This is a genomic window from Bacillus sp. ms-22, assembly GCF_009759805.1.
Classification (GTDB): Bacteria; Bacillota; Bacilli; order Bacillales; family Bacillaceae; genus Bacillus; species Bacillus xiamenensis.
Window position 1 is genome coordinate 236938 of record NZ_CP046653.1, and the last position, 17786, is coordinate 254723.

Consider the following 17786-nt stretch of genomic DNA (forward strand, 5'->3'; position numbering starts at 1 on the left):
CTTTTTTTTGATCCATCTACATCGAAAGAATGACTGAAAAACCATCGAAATGAGGAGGAGAGGGAGAAAAAGAGAGCGTATACTAAAAGGAGAAAAGGAGTGATAACGGATGAAATTTCAACTGTTCGAAGCCGCTCAATTACGCATCGCACGCCCCACCGTCAACATGAAAGAGGCTGTTTCCTTTTATGAAGAAGGTTTAGGGCTTAAACGAATAGGCTCATTTGATCAGCATGAAGGGTATGATGGGGTCATGCTTGGGCTTCCTCACCAGCATGTCCATCTAGAAATCACAAAGCATGAGGAGGAAGAGACCCTTCCCATTCCGCATCCTGAGCAGCTGCTTGTGTTCTATATTCCTGATGAAGATGAGTTTCAGCAGATGAAAGAGAAGCTGATCACATTTGGCGGACGCCGCGTGATCTCTGCTAATCCGTACTGGGATCGAGGAGGAGTGACCATTGAAGATCCAGATGGATATCGAGTGGTGCTCATGAATACAGAAGGCATTACACCTGTTTAAAAAAGACTCCCACGACCGGGAGTTTTTTAGTTGGTTGATAAAGGGCTGTCTGCTTTTCTTCAATGATGTCAGAAAAAATTTCGATCATCCCAGCTTCGCCTTAATCCCGCATGTTCTACCATGCAACATGTACCGTTTCTATCAGCATTTGCAGGAGCATAGAGGGTCAGACAGCCATTTTAAAGAAGTTGCAGGGTCAAAGCCTGACCCGCCAATTTGTGATTTCTGTTTATGTTGGAACAGCTGAGGAAAGGTAGACCCCATTCACCGGACGTCATGGCAAGCCCAATGATTCAAATGACTAAAAATCAATAAGCAGTGTGAAACGATAAAACAGTTGTTTTGCTCGAAATCTCCCTTTTTAAGCGTGGAAGGAGCCATTAAAGCGCTTTTCTTCACATGTAAAACGAACAAAATTTGATTTCGAGATATTAATGTTCGGATTTCGCGTTGACTTTTTCGTTGTGCATTGATAAAATAAATGTGTTTGAAAGAGATAACGTTTTGAAAGGTTAACGGAGGTGCACGATATGTCTTCAGTAGTCGTAGTAGGTACGCAGTGGGGTGACGAAGGGAAAGGGAAAATTACCGATTTCCTTTCAGAAAATGCAGAGGTGATTGCCCGTTATCAAGGGGGAAACAATGCAGGTCACACAATCAAATTTGATGGAGTGACTTACAAGCTACACCTCATTCCGTCTGGTATTTTTTATAAAGAGAAAACTTGCGTCATCGGTAATGGAATGGTGGTTGATCCTAAAGCGTTGGTCACTGAGCTTGCGTATCTTCACGAACGGAATGTGAGTACAGATAACCTCAGAATCAGCAATAGAGCCCATGTCATTCTGCCTTATCATTTAAAATTGGACGAGGTAGAAGAAGATCGGAAAGGGGCTAATAAGATCGGTACGACGAAAAAAGGAATTGGACCAGCTTATATGGACAAAGCTGCCCGCGTCGGAATCCGCATCGCAGATCTATTAGACCGTGAAGTATTTGAAGAGAAGCTTGCACGTAATCTAGAAGAGAAAAATCGTCTTTTAGAGAAAATGTACGACACAGAAGGCTTCAAAATTGAAGATATTTTAGATGAGTATTATGAATATGGTCAGCAAGTGAAAAAATATGTCGTGGACACATCTGTTGTATTGAACGATGCTCTAGATGAAGGCCGCCGTGTTCTTTTTGAAGGGGCACAAGGCGTTATGCTTGATATCGATCAAGGGACATATCCGTTCGTGACGTCATCTAACCCAGTGGCTGGAGGCGTGACGATTGGTTCTGGTGTAGGTCCTACGAAAATTCAACATGTGGTTGGCGTATCAAAAGCTTACACAACTCGTGTTGGTGATGGCCCATTCCCGACAGAACTTCATGATGAAATTGGCGATCAAATCCGTGAAGTTGGCCGTGAATACGGTACGACAACTGGCCGCCCGCGCCGTGTTGGCTGGTTTGACAGTGTGGTTGTCCGTCATGCGCGCCGTGTGAGCGGAATTACAGATTTATCTCTTAACTCCATCGACGTACTGACAGGGATTGAGAAATTGAAAATCTGTGTCGCTTATAAATTAAACGGAGAAATCACTGAAGAGTTCCCAGCAAGTCTAAAGGAATTAGCGAAATGTGAACCTGTCTTTGAAGAAATGCCAGGTTGGACAGAGGATATTACAGGTGTGAAGAATTTAAGTGAACTGCCTGCAAATGCCCGCCATTATTTAGAGCGCATTTCACAATTAACAGGTATTCCACTTTCTATTTTCTCAGTCGGACCAGACCGTTCCCAAACGAACGTTGTCCGCAGCGTGTACCGTCCATCATTATAGACTGATCAGACACCAGTAAAATCACACATTTTACTGGTGTTTTTTTGTTTAAATGTTCCTTAATTTCAACGGAACGGACTTCCCGTCATTACCAAAATATGATAACTGTATAAAAGGGAAGGAGCGTTCTAGTGAAAGAAAGAATACGATTATTAGATATTTTACGAGGTTTTGCGATATTAGGCACATTGGGTACGAACGTCTGGTTTTTCGCATACGCAGGGGATACCTTTGCAACAGATCAGATTGCGGATGAATATGAGAATGGCAGTTTTCTTGAAAGTCTTGTCTCTATGTTCGTTTATGGCAAAATGCTATCGCTGCTCACGATCATGTTTGGTGTAGGGCTAGAGCTGAAATATCAGCAGGCGAAAAGAAAAAATACGACTTGGCCGGGTACATATTTATGGATTCTTTTATTTTTATTGATTGAAGGCTTTGTCCATTTTGCGCTAGTGATGGAATATGATGTGCTCATGAGTTACGCCATCACGGGTTTGCTTGTGGCGTTTATTGTCCGTGGAGGGAGTCGGCGCATCAAAAAAGGCATGATTGTCTCGGGTGTCATTCATTTGTTGGTGACGGCTTTTCTCGTTGTATTTTCTTTCTCTGAATTGGAAACTGAATCCTATGACGAGAGCAGTGAACCAGCGTACGAAGAACAACTGCCGGAGACATGGATATCTCAAGTTCAAGACCGATTACAGCACTTTTTGATGTACCGAGAAGAAGCAATCTTTATTATCCCAATGAATACCTTTTTGTTTTTATTAGGTGTGCGGATGATGAGAGCCGGTGTATTTTATGCAAATGAGCGTGGGCAAACTCTGCGGAAAACATTGTTCAGAATGGGTTTGTGGATTGGACTGCCGCTGAATGCGCTCGTCTTCGTACCAAATGAAATAGTGGAATTCGTGGTGCGCTATGTGTTCTCTCCATTCCTTTCTATTTTCTATATCGCTGTCATGGCGAAGCTTTTGGCGCGAACGGAATCTTGGTTCATGTGGACTTGGTTTGAATATGTAGGGAAAATGGCACTTAGCTGTTACATCCTGCAAAATGTCATCTGCTCTATCCTTTTTTACAGCTGGGGATTGGGGCTTGGCGGTCAAATCAACGCACCTCTCATCGTCTTGGCATGGCTGTTGATCTCCTTGCTGCAAATTGCCATTTCGGCATGCTGCTTAAACGTCTGGCGAATGGGACCAATGGAATATATTCGATCGCGGGCACTTCGCCGGGTGACGATGAAGAAAGCATCATAAAGGAGATAGACTCAATGTTTTTTAAAAAAATGACGAAAAGAGAAGAAGTGAACGCACATCAAGCAGCAGTGCCGGCGTTTGTTTTTTATCTTCTGGCATTAGGAGGACATGCGTTGTACGCTTTTTTTCAAGGTGACAGACCACCCGTCACGTTTGTGATTTTAATGGCGGGTCTCCTTGTGTTTTTCGCCGCAGATTGGCTATTTAACAAAAGACATTCATAAAAAAGAAGCCCTCTTGATGAGAGCTTCTTTCTTATTTTAGGCTTTTATATTGGCCTTTTAAGTTTTTGCGAATGTATTGAATGATTTTGCGCAGTTCGTTGGCATGCGGTCTGCCAAACGGACTTGTTTGTCTTTGTTGATAGAGGACTTGCCCTTTTTCATTTAATAAGAAGTAGGCAGGTTCTCCGTGCACCCCATGATCTTCGTATGGGGCATCTTCCCCGTGATAGAAGACTTCATAGGCTTTTAATGAAGTGAGGTCTTGGTCAGACATGACTGGGAAAGAAAGTCCCTCTTTGTCTGCAAGTTCCTTCAAGTTTTCAGGGGTATCCGTTGAAATCGTCATTAAGTGAATATCCTTGTCTTGAAAATAGGATTGCTGTTTTTCCAGCTCTTTTAATTCCTCTACACATACCGGGCACCAAGATCCTCTAAAGAAAACGATCAGATGCCAGCTTTGGTGCTCCTCTAAATGTTTGTAAAAATCAATGTGATCGCCCTGTACGGTTGGCAGTGAAAAATCAGGCATTTTGTCTCCTAATTTAAATGAACTCATCCTGTGCTTCCTCCTTTTTCAATCATCATGCTGTTTGTACCTTGTATAACCATTTTCGATTGGAAGCAAACGTTTCTGTGTGCTGAATAGGAATTGACCATTCATAGAAAGGATTCATTGAAGGCGATTGCAGGAATAGGTAGTTCGACAGAAGAGATACAGTCCAACACTTTTTTAAAAAAAATGTCGAAAAACGTATTGCCATATGTAATGACTCTATGATATTATAAATCTCGTTGTTGCAAAGGTCTCTGAAACTTGTTAGCATGCGATGTTCCAGCTTTTTAAAGCGATTGGTTTGGCGCAATACAGCTTCTTCAGATTCACTTTTCACAAACCGAGAGCCATTAGCTCAGTTGGTAGAGCATCTGACTTTTAATCAGAGGGTCGAAGGTTCGAGTCCTTCATGGCTCACCATGTGTTGGCCCGTTGGTCAAGCGGTTAAGACACCGCCCTTTCACGGCGGTAACACGGGTTCGAATCCCGTACGGGTCATTGATTTACTTTAGCGTTAAGCTAAATTTTTCCTCACTTGCTTGAAGGAGCACCACGATTGCTTTTTCGGGCAAGTTACTGAGGTCCGGTAGTTCAGTTGGTTAGAATGCCTGCCTGTCACGCAGGAGGTCGCGGGTTCGAGTCCCGTCCGGACCGCCATTTATACATATTCATCTTTTTGATGATGGCTCGGTAGCTCAGTTGGTAGAGCAACGGACTGAAAATCCGTGTGTCGGCGGTTCGATTCCGTCCCGAGCCACTTCCAAACGCATCTGCAATCGCAGGTGCGTTTTTATTATGAAAAGAAGGCATAAAAAGGGAGAAGCCGGACCTAGGTAGGGCCCGGCTCCATAAGAAGAAGACGTTACATGTATATAGACGATTGACGATTGGAAAAGTTTCAATAAAAAAGGAAAAAGTCATCAAATTTTTTGAACAGGGTCCTTCTTATCCAACGTTTACTAGAAAAGAAAGCCGTTATTATTTTTAACTTTGCCTCGTAAAACGTTATAATAGACAGTGAGCCTTTTTTTCACAAATGAAAAAGGCATAATGAGACATGCAAAATCGAATGATATAGATGCTAAACATGCAGGAGGAAATCACAATGGAAAAAAAGATTCTTGTCGTAGATGATGAAAAGCCGATTGCGGATATATTGGAATTTAACTTAAGAAAAGAGGGCTATGAGGTTCATTGTGCGTATGACGGAAATGAAGCCCTTGAAATGGTAGAAGAAATGAAGCCGGACATCATTTTGCTCGACATCATGCTGCCAAACAAAGATGGCGTTGAAGTATGCCGCGAAGTGCGAAAGAAATATGATATGCCGATTATCATGCTGACAGCAAAAGACTCTGAAATTGATAAGGTCATCGGTCTTGAGCTTGGCGCAGACGATTATGTCACAAAGCCATTCAGCACACGCGAGCTGCTTGCACGTGTAAAAGCGAATTTAAGAAGACAGACTGCTACTCCTCAATCGGAGGAAGAATCTGAATCAAATGATATCGAGGTTGGATCACTTGTCATCTATCCAGATGCGTATGTCGTGTCTAAGCGTGACGAAACGATTGAATTGACGCATCGTGAGTTCGAATTGCTTCATTACTTAGCGAAACATATTGGACAAGTCATGACACGTGAGCACTTACTGCAAACGGTTTGGGGCTACGATTACTTTGGAGATGTCCGTACAGTAGACGTGACAGTCCGCCGTCTTCGTGAAAAAATTGAAGACAACCCTAGCCACCCGAGCTGGATCGTGACAAGACGAGGCGTCGGCTACTATTTAAGAAACCCAGAGCAGGACTAAGATTCTTATGAGTAAAGTAGGTTTTTTTCGCTCGATTCACTTTAAATTGACCTTGATTTATGTGCTGCTGATCATTGTCGCCATGCAGATCATTGGCGTGTACTTTGTGAAGCAGCTAGAGCAGTCCTTAATTAATTCATATGATAATTCCTTGAATCAGCGAATCTACTCGTTATCGTATTACCTAGAACAAGATTCATCGAAAAGCAAGGCAGAATTAAAAGAGGATGCTCAAAAGATATTAAACGATTTTAACAATAAAGATGAGTCTAATGAAATTTCTGAAGTCAGTTATATTGACGAAAGCAGAGAGGTTATTGCCTCTGTGAACAACGGAAATCAAGAGATTGCCGGTAAGAAAATCACCGATCAAATCATTAGCCGTATTTTTGCGGTCGGCAAAGACTATGAAAAGAAGTTTTATGACCCAGAATCAAATAAACGGGTGCGTATTTCAGCGACAGCCGTGAAAAATGAGAACCAAGAGACAGTTGGCGTGATATATGTGGTCTCTTCTATGGAAAGTGTTTTTAACCAAATGCGGACGATCAACACCATTTTGGCGACTGGTACACTGATCGCACTTGGGACAACCGCTCTCCTTGGTATCTTCATCTTCAGAACGATCACACACCCAATTTCGGATATGAGAAAGCAAGCGATCGAACTCGCCAAAGGGAACTTTTCCAGAAAGGTTCGAAAGTATGGACATGATGAAATTGGGCAGCTTGCGACGACTTTTAATCATCTGACGAGAGAGCTGGAGGAAGCGCAGCTGATGACGGAAGGGGAGCGGAAAAAGCTTTCTTCTGTCATTGCCTATATGACAGATGGTGTCATCGCAACGAATCAAAACGGCGCCATTATTCTATTAAACAGCCCGGCATTAGAGCTTTTGAATGTTTCACGTGAAACAGCACTAGAGATGCCGATTACGTCCTTACTTGGTTTAGAGGACACTCATACATTTGAAGATTTAGTCGAAAATCAAGACTCCATGCTGCTAGAAATTGAACGCGAAGATCAGCTGTCAGTTTTGCGTGTTAATTTCTCAGTCATTCAGAAAGAGCATGGGAAGATTGATGGTTTAATTGCGGTCATTTATGACGTAACAGAGCAGGAGAAAATTGATGCTGAACGCCGTGAATTCGTGGCGAACGTATCGCATGAGCTGCGCACACCGCTCACGACGATGCGAAGCTACCTTGAAGCACTCGCTGAAGGGGCGATTGGTGATAAAGAGCTTGCACCAAGATTCCTCAGTGTCACGCAAAATGAAACAGAGCGCATGATCAGGCTTGTCAATGACCTGCTTCAGCTGTCTAAGTTCGACAGCAAGGATTATCAATTCAACCGGGAATGGACGAATTTTATCAGGTTTATCTCGCTCGTCATTGATCGTTTTGAAATGACGAAGGAGCAGCATGTCGAATTCATCCGCAACCTGCCGCAGCGTGAAGTGTATGTTGAAATTGATCAAGATAAAATCACACAGGTGCTCGATAATATCATTTCCAATGCCTTGAAATACTCACCAGAGGGTGGACACATTACGTTCACTGTCGATCTCGATGAGGAGAAAGGTCTTGTGTTATTCAGCGTCAAAGATGAAGGAATCGGTATTCCGAAGAAGGATATGGATAAAATCTTTGAACGTTTTTATCGAGTGGATAAAGCGAGAACAAGAAAGCTTGGCGGAACCGGCCTAGGCCTTGCGATTGCAAAAGAAATGGTTCAGGCTCATGGCGGAGATATTTGGGCTGACAGCATTGAAGGAAAAGGAACAACGGTAACCTTTACCCTTCCGTACAATGAAGAACAAGAGGATGATTGGGATGAAGCGTGAGACCTTTAAAACCATTATATTGACAATCCTAATTGCGATCAGTCTTGTGTTTACGTGGAATATCTGGATGTTCCAGCCCGTCATGCAGGACCAGGCAGATGCCGGCACACAGGTCGTGGAAACGAAGAAGATTTCAAGCGACGAGCCTCGAAGTCTCATTGATGTCGTAAAGCCGCGTGAGATGTTCATCCATTCGAATGGTGAGCACTTCAAAGTGGATCAAAAGGAACTCTTCCAAAACTTTTGGAATGATGTGAGCCTGTGGGATGTTAAAGAGATTTCCGACGTGTCGGATCAATATTCCGAGCAAAGATTTAAGAATTTCTTCTATGGACGAGGAGGACAAGGGAAGACATTGGATCTTGTGTTCAATGATTCGATCCCGATTGATATTTTCCAAGCCCTGTTTAAATGGCCGAATAAATCCATTGAATATAACTCGTTTGATCGAATGATTGTGCCGTTCTCCCAGCAGGATAAGGCCAATAAGAAAGTCTATTTGGTCTCATACAGCAAGGAAACGGTGCTTGAGCTGACGATTGAGTCGGCCAACTATCGTAATCTGATGGATAGCATCGCAGCTGCTCAAAACGAGATGCCGCGCTATGATCTTTATACATTCTCTGCGAATTCGAAACGAGATTTTCTCCTGCCGCAGAAACAAAAGCAGCTTGAAGCGAAAATGTTCTTTATCGAAACGATTAAGACAAGCAAATTCAAGGACGCTTTGTTTACAGACCCAAGTCTTGTTGGGGAGGAGTCTAATTTAAACCGGACGGTGTATACAGATGGAACAAGTCGTCTTGAAGCCAATCAAAAAGACCACCGCATCCAATATCAGCACCGCAATATCAATTCCAGTAACGTATTCCAAACGGGGGATTTGATCAAGCGGAGCGTGAAGTATTTCAATGATACCGGAAGCTTTACCGATGATTATCAATACTTTGGCATCAACAGCAACCAGCAGCTGTCCTTTAATATGTTTATGGATGGTCTGCCGATCGTTAACAGCACAAAGCATCCATTTGGAATGACCTCCCTTGAAGTACAATGGGCGAATGATGACATCTTGAGTTACAAGCGTCCAAACTACATTCTTGGCAACAAAGCGAGTCAGAGTGAACAGGTTAAGCTGATGAACGGGACAGAGTTGAAGGACTTGATCACCAAGCAGACGAAATATGATGACTTGGAGAAAATTGAACAGATTTTCCCTGCCTATCAAGCAACGTCAACGGCATCAGATCAGGATGAAGCGATGTTTGTCTGGCTGGAGCCAGTATGGTGCATGAAATATAACGGCAAAACCGTGATTTTATCGAAGGATCTGTTGACAGAGGGGAGCGAGAAGAATGGAGTGGAATAAGACCAAAACGATCTTTATCCTAGCCTTTCTCGTTCTGGATATCTTTCTTGGTTTTCAATACTTTGAAAAACGATCAACCGATCATTTCGCAATTATCGAAAAAACGGATACGCTGGAAGAAATGAAGGCAGACGGAATCAAATATGGCAATCTATCAGATGAAGCGAAGATTGGCTACCGTATTACAGCTGAGAAGAAGCAATATACGAAGAAGGATGTGGACGGTTTAGCTGATCAAAAGGCGAAAAGCACATTCCCGAAAACAGAGAAAGATGATCCTGTCACGCTGCTTGAAATGACCTTCAATAAACCAGTCGCATTGCCTAAAAAAGACATGAGTACAGCAGCGACAAACCTCGTGAACCAGCGCTTGCTGGATGGAAAGAATTATAAGCTCTGGAGCATTGATGAAGAGACAGGTGAAATCGTCTTTTTCCAAACGTATAAAGGGAAATACATCTTCCAAGAAGGTCTTGATGACAATGAAACCATCGGAAAAATCACATTGGATTTGAACGATCAAAACGAAGTCGTATCGTATCAGCAGTCGATGGTGACATCCATTAATGAAGTGAGAAAAGAAACGCTTGTCCCGGCGCTTGAAACCGTGAAGGACTTGTATACACAAAACATGCTGAGCCAAAACACGACCGTGAAAAAAGTGGAACTCGGCTACTATACGCAATATCCAGGTGCAAGCACTCAAGTCATGGTTCCTGTATGGCGAGTGGAGCTTGAAGGCGTAGCAGCTGGTTCAAAGAAAAAAACCGAGGAAGAGTATTTGATCAATGCCATTGATGGCTCAACACTTGATCATATAGAGAAAGATGACAAATCTTCAATGGAGTGAGAGAACATGAGCTTGCAGTTCAGTGTACTAGCGAGCGGAAGTACGGGGAACGCTTTTTATTTAGAAACAGACAAGCATGCCTTTTTAGTAGATGCGGGCTTAAGTGGCAAACAGATGGTCGAGCTGCTTGGTCAAATTGACCGTAAGCCTGAAGACTTGGACGGAATTTTTGTGACACATGAGCACTCTGATCATATTAAAGGGCTCGGTGTCATGGCAAGAAAGTACAAGCTTCCTGTCTATGCAAATGCGAAAACATGGAAGGCGATGGAGTCACATATTGGGAAAGTGGATACGGACCAGAAGTTCCACTTTGATATGGAGACCGTTCAATCGTTTGGCGGTCTTGATGTTGAGTCATTTGGCGTGTCACATGATGCGGCAGAGCCTATGTTTTACGTGTTTCATTATGGTGGGCGTAAGCTTGCCCTCATGACGGATACAGGCTATGTGAGTGATCGCATGAAAGGGATTATTAAATCAGCTAATACGTTCGTATTTGAGAGCAACCATGATGTCGGCATGCTGCAAATGGGACGCTACCCATGGAGTATTAAACGCAGAATTTTGAGCGATGTCGGACACGTATCCAATGAAGATGCGGCTCTTGCCATGACAGATGTGATTGGAGATGCCACCTCACGCATTTATTTGGCTCACCTAAGTCAAGACAACAACATGAAGGACTTAGCCCGTATGGCGGTTCAGCAGACGCTTGAAATGAAGGGCTTTGTTGTAGGGGATGGCTTTGATTTATATGATACGGACCCGAAAAAAGCAACCCCGCTTTGCGCCGTATGATTTTTATAATCGTATGATTAAGATAAGAGCTTCTTACCAACACTATATACATCATCTATTCACTGAAAGGAAGGAAACGTAGTGGATTATCGCGATGTAGAGTGGAAGCCGAGACGAAGCAGAAAAGGATATTTCCTATCTGGTTTGATCGGTGTATTGGTAGGAGCTTTTTTAATGGGATTCTTTTTCCCTTATGTATCTGGACAGAGCGGCAGTCCATTCAGATGGCAGTCCGCCGGAGATCAGCAAGCATCAGAAGGCACTTTAAAGACCGTCAATGTAAACGTCAATGATGCGGTGACAAAAGTGGTGTCGAGTATGTCGGATACGGTTGTCGGTGTGATTAACATCCAAAAGTCTAGCTTTTGGGAAGAAGGCGGAGAAGCAGGCAGCGGGTCAGGTGTGATTTATAAAAAAAGGGGTGACACCTTTTATATCGTGACCAACCACCATGTCATCAAAGGCGCTAACCAGCTTGAAGTGAGCCTTCAGGACGGAACAAGGATTGGGGCAAATCTTGTCGGAAGCGACCAGCTCATGGATTTAGCTGTACTCACAGTCAAAAGTGATAAGATCAAGAAAACTGCCGCCTTCGGCAATTCAGACCATGTGAAACCAGGTGAGCCTGTTATCGCCATTGGAAATCCATTAGGGCTTGAATTTGCAGGCTCCGTCACACAAGGTGTGATTTCTGGAACGGAGCGTGCGATCCCTGTTGATTCTAATGGCGATGGACAGACGGATTGGAATGCGGAAGTTTTGCAAACAGATGCGGCCATCAATCCTGGGAACAGTGGTGGAGCCTTGATCAATATGGACGGCAAAGTAATCGGCATCAATTCAATGAAAATTGCCGAATCAGAAGTTGAAGGGATTGGGCTGTCCATTCCAGCGAATCTGGTCATCCCTGTCATAGAGGATTTAGAGCGCTATGGTGAAGTCAAACGTCCGTACCTTGGGGTTGGCATGAAATCACTCGCAGATATCGCGAGCTATCATTGGCAGGAAACGTTGAAACTCCCAGCGAAGATCACAACCGGGGTCGTCGTGATGAGTGTCGAGCCTTTGTCCCCAGCAGGAAAAGCGGGACTAAAAGAGCTAGATGTCGTGACTTCATTTGATGGCAAGGATGTAGAAAATATCGTCGATCTGCGTAAATATTTATATCAAAAGAAAGTCGGCGACAAGGTAAAGGTGCAATTTTACCGAAGCGGAAAGAAAAAATCAGTAGAGATCAAACTCTCCCAAACTGATCGATTCGGAGGCTAGCCAGTTCCTATAGGGGACTGGTTTTTTTGGCATGCTCGGCATATGATAAAGGAAAGGGGGAGGTACGATTGGTCACATTACAGCCGATGTCACAGACGGATTATGACGCTTTGATAGAGGAAGCCATTAAACGGTACGCAGAAGAAAAGGTGCTGGCAGGGACATGGGATCAGGGAGAGGCGCAGGAGAACGCAGAGGAACAATTTAATCGGTTGCTTCCTGAAGGCCTCCAGACAGAGCATCATGAGCTGTGGACCTTCTTACATGGAGAAGAAGCCATTGGGTGGGTCTGGCTTTGCTATGATCCAAATCACCCTCAACATGAAGGATTTATTTATAATTTTATTTTGTTTGAAGCTTACCGAGGAAAAGGGTTTGCGAAGCAGGCCATTGCAGCGTTAGAAGCGCAAGCAAAGTCATTAGGTGTGCAAAAACTATCTCTGCATGTCTTTGCTCATAATCAAATCGCCCGCTCACTGTACGAAAAGACAGGATTTGCGGAAACCGGCATTTACATGAGCAAACCTTTATAAAAAAGAAAAAGTACCGTGCGGAAACCGGGACTGACCCCCGTTTTTGAGACAGGGATCAAAACACCTTTACGAAACAGCCAGTTGCCGATAGTTTATCAGTGATTGGTTGTTTAGTTTCGTTTGAATACGAATGTTGTTATAATAATAAATGTATTCTTTGACAGTGCGTTCTACGATGGTGTTCGTAGTTCGATCAATCCTGTTAAGATAGAACGTTTCAGACTTTAGTGAGGAATGAAACGATTCGATGGAGGCATTATCAGCGGGCGTCCCTTTACGGGACATGCTCATGGTAATGCCTTTCTTATGAACAGCTTTCTGATACTCGTAAGATGTATACACAGAACCTTGGTCGCTATGTAACACGCAGTTCTCAGGCAGTGATGGGAGCTGATTAAGTGTGTTTAAGATAAAGTCTGTGTCCTGCTTATCACCAATATTAAAAGCAATCACTTCTCCATTATATAAATCCAATATACTGGAAAGGTACAATTGTTTCTGTCCATAAGGCAAATACGTGATGTCCGTTACTAGTTTTTCAAGAGGGCGATCAGACTGAAAGTTCCGATCCAGTATATTACCAGCCACGGCATAGGGCTGTCCATTCTTCTTACGCTTTTTCATTTTAACTCGGCACTGCCACTGGTTTTTCTGCATGATACGTTGAACAGTTTTATGGTTAATACGCATGCTCATTTTTAGTATGGCGGTGATTTTTCGATAACCATATCGATACTTGTGCTCTCGGCACAACGTGCCGACCTGTTTCTCTAGTTGTCTTTTAGAGTGATTCTGAGTCAGATCCTTTTTCCATCTATAGTACGAAGTGCGTGAGATACCTAAATGGAAACAGGTGTCCTGTATCGTCATCGTTTCGCACAATTCTTCTACCAGTTTGATTGACGTTTCCTTATCAACTTCCTTTCCAATTCGTTGTACTTTTTTAAAACTTCATTCTGTTGACTCAAATAGCGATTTTCTGCCTGAAGTCTCTCTAATTCGGAAGAGTACTCAGGACCCTTTCCATAGGTATATTGTTTTCCAACAGGCTGTTCAAACCGGTGTGTATCCCCAGCCTTATGCCACCTCACCCATGTCTGAACCTGCGTCTTATTCTTGATATTCAATTTTTGCATAATCTCTTTCATAGGTACGCCTGCCAATCTCATTTCTACAGCCTTCTGTTTGACTTCAACCGGATAACTCACTCTTGTCCCCATAGAAAAAACACCTCCATGTTTTATTTCGGATCACAACGATCCATTTTCAAACTTGAAGGTGATTTTTATTTGTCTCATCTGATGGGGTCAGTCCCACCGTACGGTACTTTCTTATGAGGAGATCATGGCATCTTGAGCCGTGACTCGGTATAGATCTACTTTGCACTTCACGAAAGCACGGATGATGGCTGGGACTTGGGCTTCTGAGCGAATCAACAATGAGGTCTCGTCATCACTGATCACAAGGTCTGTTCCCACACTTTGTAAGTACTGCGTGAGAACAGGCCTCACCTCATCATCAATCCATGCATGCTTGAAAATGGCACGAATGGTTGAGGACGTGACGGTTTTCTCTTGAGGATGAGTACTTGGGGACACTAATTTACCTTCAGAAATGAACGCAGTTTTCGTACAAATATGATTGGTGAACCTTGGCTCATCTGCTGTTAAAAAGACGGTTTTTCCTTCAGACTTTAACGATTCAATGACCTGCTGAATCTGCAAGATAGAATCTGAATCAATATTGGCAAAAGGCTCATCTAGTAAAATAAAGTCAGGGCGATGAGCGATGGCCTGCGCCATTCCAAGCCGCTTCTTCATACCAGGTGTAAAGGCACCGACCTTTTCTTGATGATAGCGATGTAAACCAACGAATTCGAGTAATTCTTCATAGTAGCTCGTTTTCTGGCGTGTGCCAGTAATTTTTGATAAATAGGCAATATGCTCAATAGCGGTAAGCGATTCATATAAATCCGTATATTCCGGCAGAACACCGATGTGATGCCGTACTTTTTTTAACGAAGACATGTTCATCATCATAAACGTGCCAGAGGTGGGGCGAGAGATTCCTGTAATGATATTAAAAAAGGTCGTCTTACCAGCACCCTTCGGTCCAATGAGGCCGAAGATATCCCCTTGATGGATATCAAGATCAATATGGTCTATTGCGACTTTTGTCCGATATTTTTTTGTCAGCCCTTTTGTATGTAGCATTTAGACATCCCTCCTCTGAAACAGCAGTGCAGTTCCAATGAGTAAGACAACTGTCAATGTTGCATTCATCAGCACATAGGTCAGCGGTTCACTCCAGCGCGCATAATAATAAGGTGTCACGTATTGGAACCAATGGATCAACCGTTCTGAAGAAAGAACAGACATCATACTGATGATCGGAAAAAGAAAGGAAAACAACATACCAACAAACATCGATTTCTGTGGTGTTGGAAAGAGCATGGACAAAAACAAAGCACAGGAGATGCCAACACTGATAAACGTTAATATTTTTAAGGCATCAGAGAACAGAAAACGATGTGAAATCACCGTATTTAATATATATGTGGTCATAATGCAACTGAGCCAAAACAGCATCAGCCCAAGATATTTCCCGATGACAATGTTCAAACGGGTCGTTTTACTGACGAGAAAACGAATGGTTTTCAAATGAATTTCGCGACTCAAAATATCATGAGACAATAAAAAAATAAGGAAGAAACCAAATAAAGAAATCACTAGTTCATTCCCAATGGAATAAGGGTCCTTTGCATCTTCCCATTTCCCTTGATAAGCAGCTATAAATGGAAGACTTGATACAAAAGTAGATAAAATAAAAATAATAACAATTGTTAAAATGGATTTTGTGCTTTTGAAGAGCTGCTTAAATTCATTCATACAGATGGTCCACACACACTGTACCTCCCTTCATCTTTATTATAACGCTAGAAAAGAAAGACACCATATCTCGCTCTTTAACATTTGTTTAAATTTTATAAAAAGAAGACTTTTCCAGTAAGACTTGATTCATTTTTAAAAATGTTCAGAAAAATATCTTGATTTCTAAAAACACATCATGTATGATAGCTTTAATTCAAAATAGTTGAACAGGCAATGACGAGAGAAAGTACAATCATCAATTTTTCCACAGAGAGCTTCGGCAGCTGAAAAGAAGCAAAAATAATGATTCGAAAAATGGTCTCTGAGCCTCGTACTGAACATATCTTTGATATCAGTAGGTTACGACGAGAGTTGGTACTCGTTATCAAAACCACAGTATATGAGCCAAATTGGAGCTTTGTACTTGTAGAGGCTGTTTAGCGCGAGCAAACAGTAAATAAAGGTGGTACCACGAGACAAATACCTCGTCCTTATGATTCATAGATAAGGATGGGGTATTTTTTATTTTCCACTTTTTTCATACAAATGTTCAAATGTTCCACGTGAAACACCACAACCATTTTTTCAAATGAAAGGGAGATTAACATGAGTGAACATGCATTGGTTTTACAATCAGATTTCGGTATTGATGACGGAGCGGTCAGCGCAATGTACGGAGTCGCAAATACAGTGAGCAGCAGCATCCGCATTTTTGATTTAACTCACAACATTCCCCAATATGACATTTGGGAAGCGTCTTATCGCTTACTTCAGACGGTCACATATTGGCCGGAAGAAACGGTTTTCGTCTCCGTTGTTGACCCGGGCGTTGGATCAGAGCGCAAGAGTCTTGTCGTCAAAACAACAAGCTCCCACTATATCATCACACCAGATAATGGGACACTGACGCACGTTGCGCAGGATATTGGTATTGTGGAAGCCCGTTATTTAGATGAAACCATCAACCGGCTGCCGAAGTCGGGCAAATCACATACATTCCATGGAAGAGATATTTACGCCTATACAGGCGCAAGAATTGCTTCAGGTGTGATTTCCTTTGAAGAGGTTGGGCCAAAGGCGGATATAGAGGATATTATTCATCTTCCAGTTGTAAAGGCTTATGCGGAAGAAGAAGTGATCACAGGGACGATTGATATTTTAGATGTGAGATTCGGCAACCTATGGACAAACATTCATCATACGTTATTTGAAAAGCTTTCAATCAATTATGGGGATGCAATAGAAGTTACCATTGCCAACGGGCCGAAAAATGTGTATAAAAATATCATGACCTATGGACGATCTTTTGCCGATTTAAAGGTAGGCGAACCACTCGTATATGTCAATTCACTCGATCATTTAGGCGTGGCGATCAATCAAGGGTCATTTGCAAAGGCTTATAATATCGGTACAGGCACAGGATGGCGCCTTTCGATTCGCAAAGCTCCGCGCATTATATACGAATAAGAGGAGGAAAACATCATGTCAGGTAAACATCTTTCAACGAAAACTGTCGTTGCCATCGGAATTGGTGCAGCCGTCTTTGTCATTTTAGGACGCTTTGTCTCCATTCCAACTGGAATTCCGAATACACAAATTGAAACATCGTACGCATTCCTTGCGTTAATGGCTGTATTATTTGGTCCTGTTGCAGGCGCACTGATTGGTTTTATTGGCCATCTCATTAAAGATGCCACTACATTTGGTCCTTGGTGGAGCTGGATTATCGTTTCGGGTATTGTTGGTTTATTGATCGGCTTCATTTCAAACCGTTTAAAAATAGAAGAGGGAGACTTTGGCTGGAAAAAGATCGCGTTCTTCAACGCCGTACAAGCTGGCGCACAGGCGTTAGGCTGGTTTGTCATTGCCCCTGTCCTCGACATTGTGATCTATGCAGAACCTGCGAATAAAGTGTTTGTTCAAGGCATCGTGGCAGGAGTTTCGAACATCATCACAGTCGGTGTACTTGGAACCATCATCATTGCGGCTTATGCGAAAACGAGAAGCAAAAGCGGCAGCCTATCGAAAGAAACATCATGAAGCA

Annotated in this window: 17 protein-coding genes, 4 tRNA genes and 1 other annotated feature; of the genes, 17 read left to right on the top strand and 4 right to left on the bottom strand. The window is 42.8% G+C overall.

The features are described from left to right. Positions 1 to 109 precede the first annotated feature (109 nt). The 4 genes from GPA07_RS01320 to GPA07_RS01335 all read left to right on the top strand — a co-directional run bounded on the left by GPA07_RS01320 (position 110) and on the right by GPA07_RS01335 (position 3838). Complete coding sequence (locus GPA07_RS01320) at positions 110 to 523, top strand: VOC family protein (protein WP_008359145.1); 414 nt, start codon at positions 110 to 112, stop codon at positions 521 to 523. 530 nt (positions 524 to 1053) lie between these two features. Then, the gene (locus GPA07_RS01325; protein ID WP_071168286.1) at positions 1054 to 2349 is read left to right on the top strand and encodes an adenylosuccinate synthase; all 1296 of its coding nucleotides are present in this window, start codon (positions 1054 to 1056) and stop codon (positions 2347 to 2349) included. 131 nt (positions 2350 to 2480) lie between these two features. Continuing rightward, positions 2481 to 3614, top strand: a complete 1134-nt coding sequence (locus GPA07_RS01330; protein ID WP_157291899.1) for a DUF418 domain-containing protein — start codon at positions 2481 to 2483, stop codon at positions 3612 to 3614. A 14-nt stretch (positions 3615 to 3628) separates the two neighbouring features. Continuing rightward, positions 3629 to 3838, top strand: coding sequence for a hypothetical protein (locus tag GPA07_RS01335; RefSeq protein WP_008359151.1), 210 nt, complete (start codon positions 3629 to 3631; stop codon positions 3836 to 3838). Between the two features lie 31 nt (positions 3839 to 3869). Here GPA07_RS01335 and GPA07_RS01340 read toward each other — a convergent pair whose 3' ends face one another. Beyond that, on the bottom strand, positions 3870 to 4394 hold the full coding sequence (locus tag GPA07_RS01340; protein WP_071168288.1) for a peroxiredoxin family protein: 525 nt from the start codon (positions 4392 to 4394) through the stop codon (positions 3870 to 3872). 341 nt (positions 4395 to 4735) lie between these two features. Between GPA07_RS01340 and GPA07_RS01345 the strand changes: the two genes are divergently transcribed. From GPA07_RS01345 to GPA07_RS01395, 11 genes are all read left to right on the top strand, one after another. Continuing rightward, positions 4736 to 4811, top strand: a tRNA-Lys gene (locus GPA07_RS01345). 6 nt (positions 4812 to 4817) lie between these two features. After that, positions 4818 to 4889, top strand: a tRNA-Glu gene (locus tag GPA07_RS01350). Between the two features lie 82 nt (positions 4890 to 4971). Continuing rightward, positions 4972 to 5048: transfer RNA gene (locus tag GPA07_RS01355), tRNA-Asp, on the top strand. A 27-nt stretch (positions 5049 to 5075) separates the two neighbouring features. Beyond that, positions 5076 to 5148: transfer RNA gene (locus tag GPA07_RS01360), tRNA-Phe, on the top strand. Between the two features lie 348 nt (positions 5149 to 5496). Continuing rightward, positions 5497 to 6204, top strand: a complete 708-nt coding sequence (yycF, locus tag GPA07_RS01365; RefSeq protein ID WP_008360147.1) for a response regulator YycF — start codon at positions 5497 to 5499, stop codon at positions 6202 to 6204. A gap of 7 nt (positions 6205 to 6211) precedes the next feature. After that, entirely contained in the window at positions 6212 to 8050 is a 1839-nt protein-coding gene (walK, locus tag GPA07_RS01370; protein ID WP_071168289.1) for a cell wall metabolism sensor histidine kinase WalK, read from the top strand. Continuing rightward, positions 8040 to 9419: a two-component system activity regulator YycH gene (gene yycH, locus GPA07_RS01375; RefSeq protein WP_008360143.1), complete on the top strand. Its 1380-nt coding sequence runs from the start codon at positions 8040 to 8042 to the stop codon at positions 9417 to 9419. Before walK ends, yycH begins: the two co-directional genes overlap by 11 nt. Next, positions 9406 to 10269, top strand: a complete 864-nt coding sequence (locus tag GPA07_RS01380; protein WP_008360141.1) for a two-component system regulatory protein YycI — start codon at positions 9406 to 9408, stop codon at positions 10267 to 10269. Before yycH ends, GPA07_RS01380 begins: the two co-directional genes overlap by 14 nt. Before the next feature lie 6 nt (positions 10270 to 10275). After that, on the top strand, positions 10276 to 11070 hold the full coding sequence (locus tag GPA07_RS01385) for an MBL fold metallo-hydrolase (protein WP_008360139.1): 795 nt from the start codon (positions 10276 to 10278) through the stop codon (positions 11068 to 11070). 81 nt (positions 11071 to 11151) lie between these two features. Beyond that, entirely contained in the window at positions 11152 to 12339 is a 1188-nt protein-coding gene (locus GPA07_RS01390) for a S1C family serine protease (RefSeq protein ID WP_157291900.1), read from the top strand. Between the two features lie 86 nt (positions 12340 to 12425). Beyond that, positions 12426 to 12872, top strand: coding sequence for a GNAT family N-acetyltransferase (locus GPA07_RS01395; protein ID WP_442859326.1), 447 nt, complete (start codon positions 12426 to 12428; stop codon positions 12870 to 12872). A 66-nt stretch (positions 12873 to 12938) separates the two neighbouring features. On the opposite strand, the gene GPA07_RS01400 is transcribed toward GPA07_RS01395, so the two are convergent. The 3 genes from GPA07_RS01400 to GPA07_RS01410 all read right to left on the bottom strand — a co-directional run bounded on the left by GPA07_RS01400 (position 12939) and on the right by GPA07_RS01410 (position 15775). Further along, a protein-coding gene (locus tag GPA07_RS01400; protein WP_157291902.1) for an IS3 family transposase occupies positions 12939 to 14092 on the bottom strand; the annotation gives its coding sequence in 2 pieces (ribosomal slippage) (positions 12939 to 13819 and positions 13819 to 14092; 1155 coding nt in all). A 111-nt stretch (positions 14093 to 14203) separates the two neighbouring features. Next, positions 14204 to 15085, bottom strand: coding sequence for an ABC transporter ATP-binding protein (locus GPA07_RS01405; RefSeq protein WP_008360131.1), 882 nt, complete (start codon positions 15083 to 15085; stop codon positions 14204 to 14206). Continuing rightward, positions 15086 to 15775, bottom strand: coding sequence for an ABC-2 transporter permease (locus GPA07_RS01410; RefSeq protein ID WP_008360129.1), 690 nt, complete (start codon positions 15773 to 15775; stop codon positions 15086 to 15088). 192 nt (positions 15776 to 15967) lie between these two features. Next, positions 15968 to 16238, top strand: a binding site (T-box leader). A 110-nt stretch (positions 16239 to 16348) separates the two neighbouring features. On the opposite strand from GPA07_RS01410, the gene GPA07_RS01415 reads away from it, so the two are divergent. Both GPA07_RS01415 and GPA07_RS01420 read left to right on the top strand, forming a co-directional pair. Beyond that, positions 16349 to 17209 carry an SAM hydrolase/SAM-dependent halogenase family protein gene (locus GPA07_RS01415; RefSeq protein ID WP_071168293.1) on the top strand — a complete coding sequence of 287 codons (861 nt, stop codon included), beginning with the start codon at positions 16349 to 16351 and terminating at the stop codon, positions 17207 to 17209. A 15-nt stretch (positions 17210 to 17224) separates the two neighbouring features. Beyond that, positions 17225 to 17782: an ECF-type riboflavin transporter substrate-binding protein gene (locus GPA07_RS01420; RefSeq protein WP_008360124.1), complete on the top strand. Its 558-nt coding sequence runs from the start codon at positions 17225 to 17227 to the stop codon at positions 17780 to 17782. The last annotated feature ends 4 nt before the right edge of the window (positions 17783 to 17786 follow it).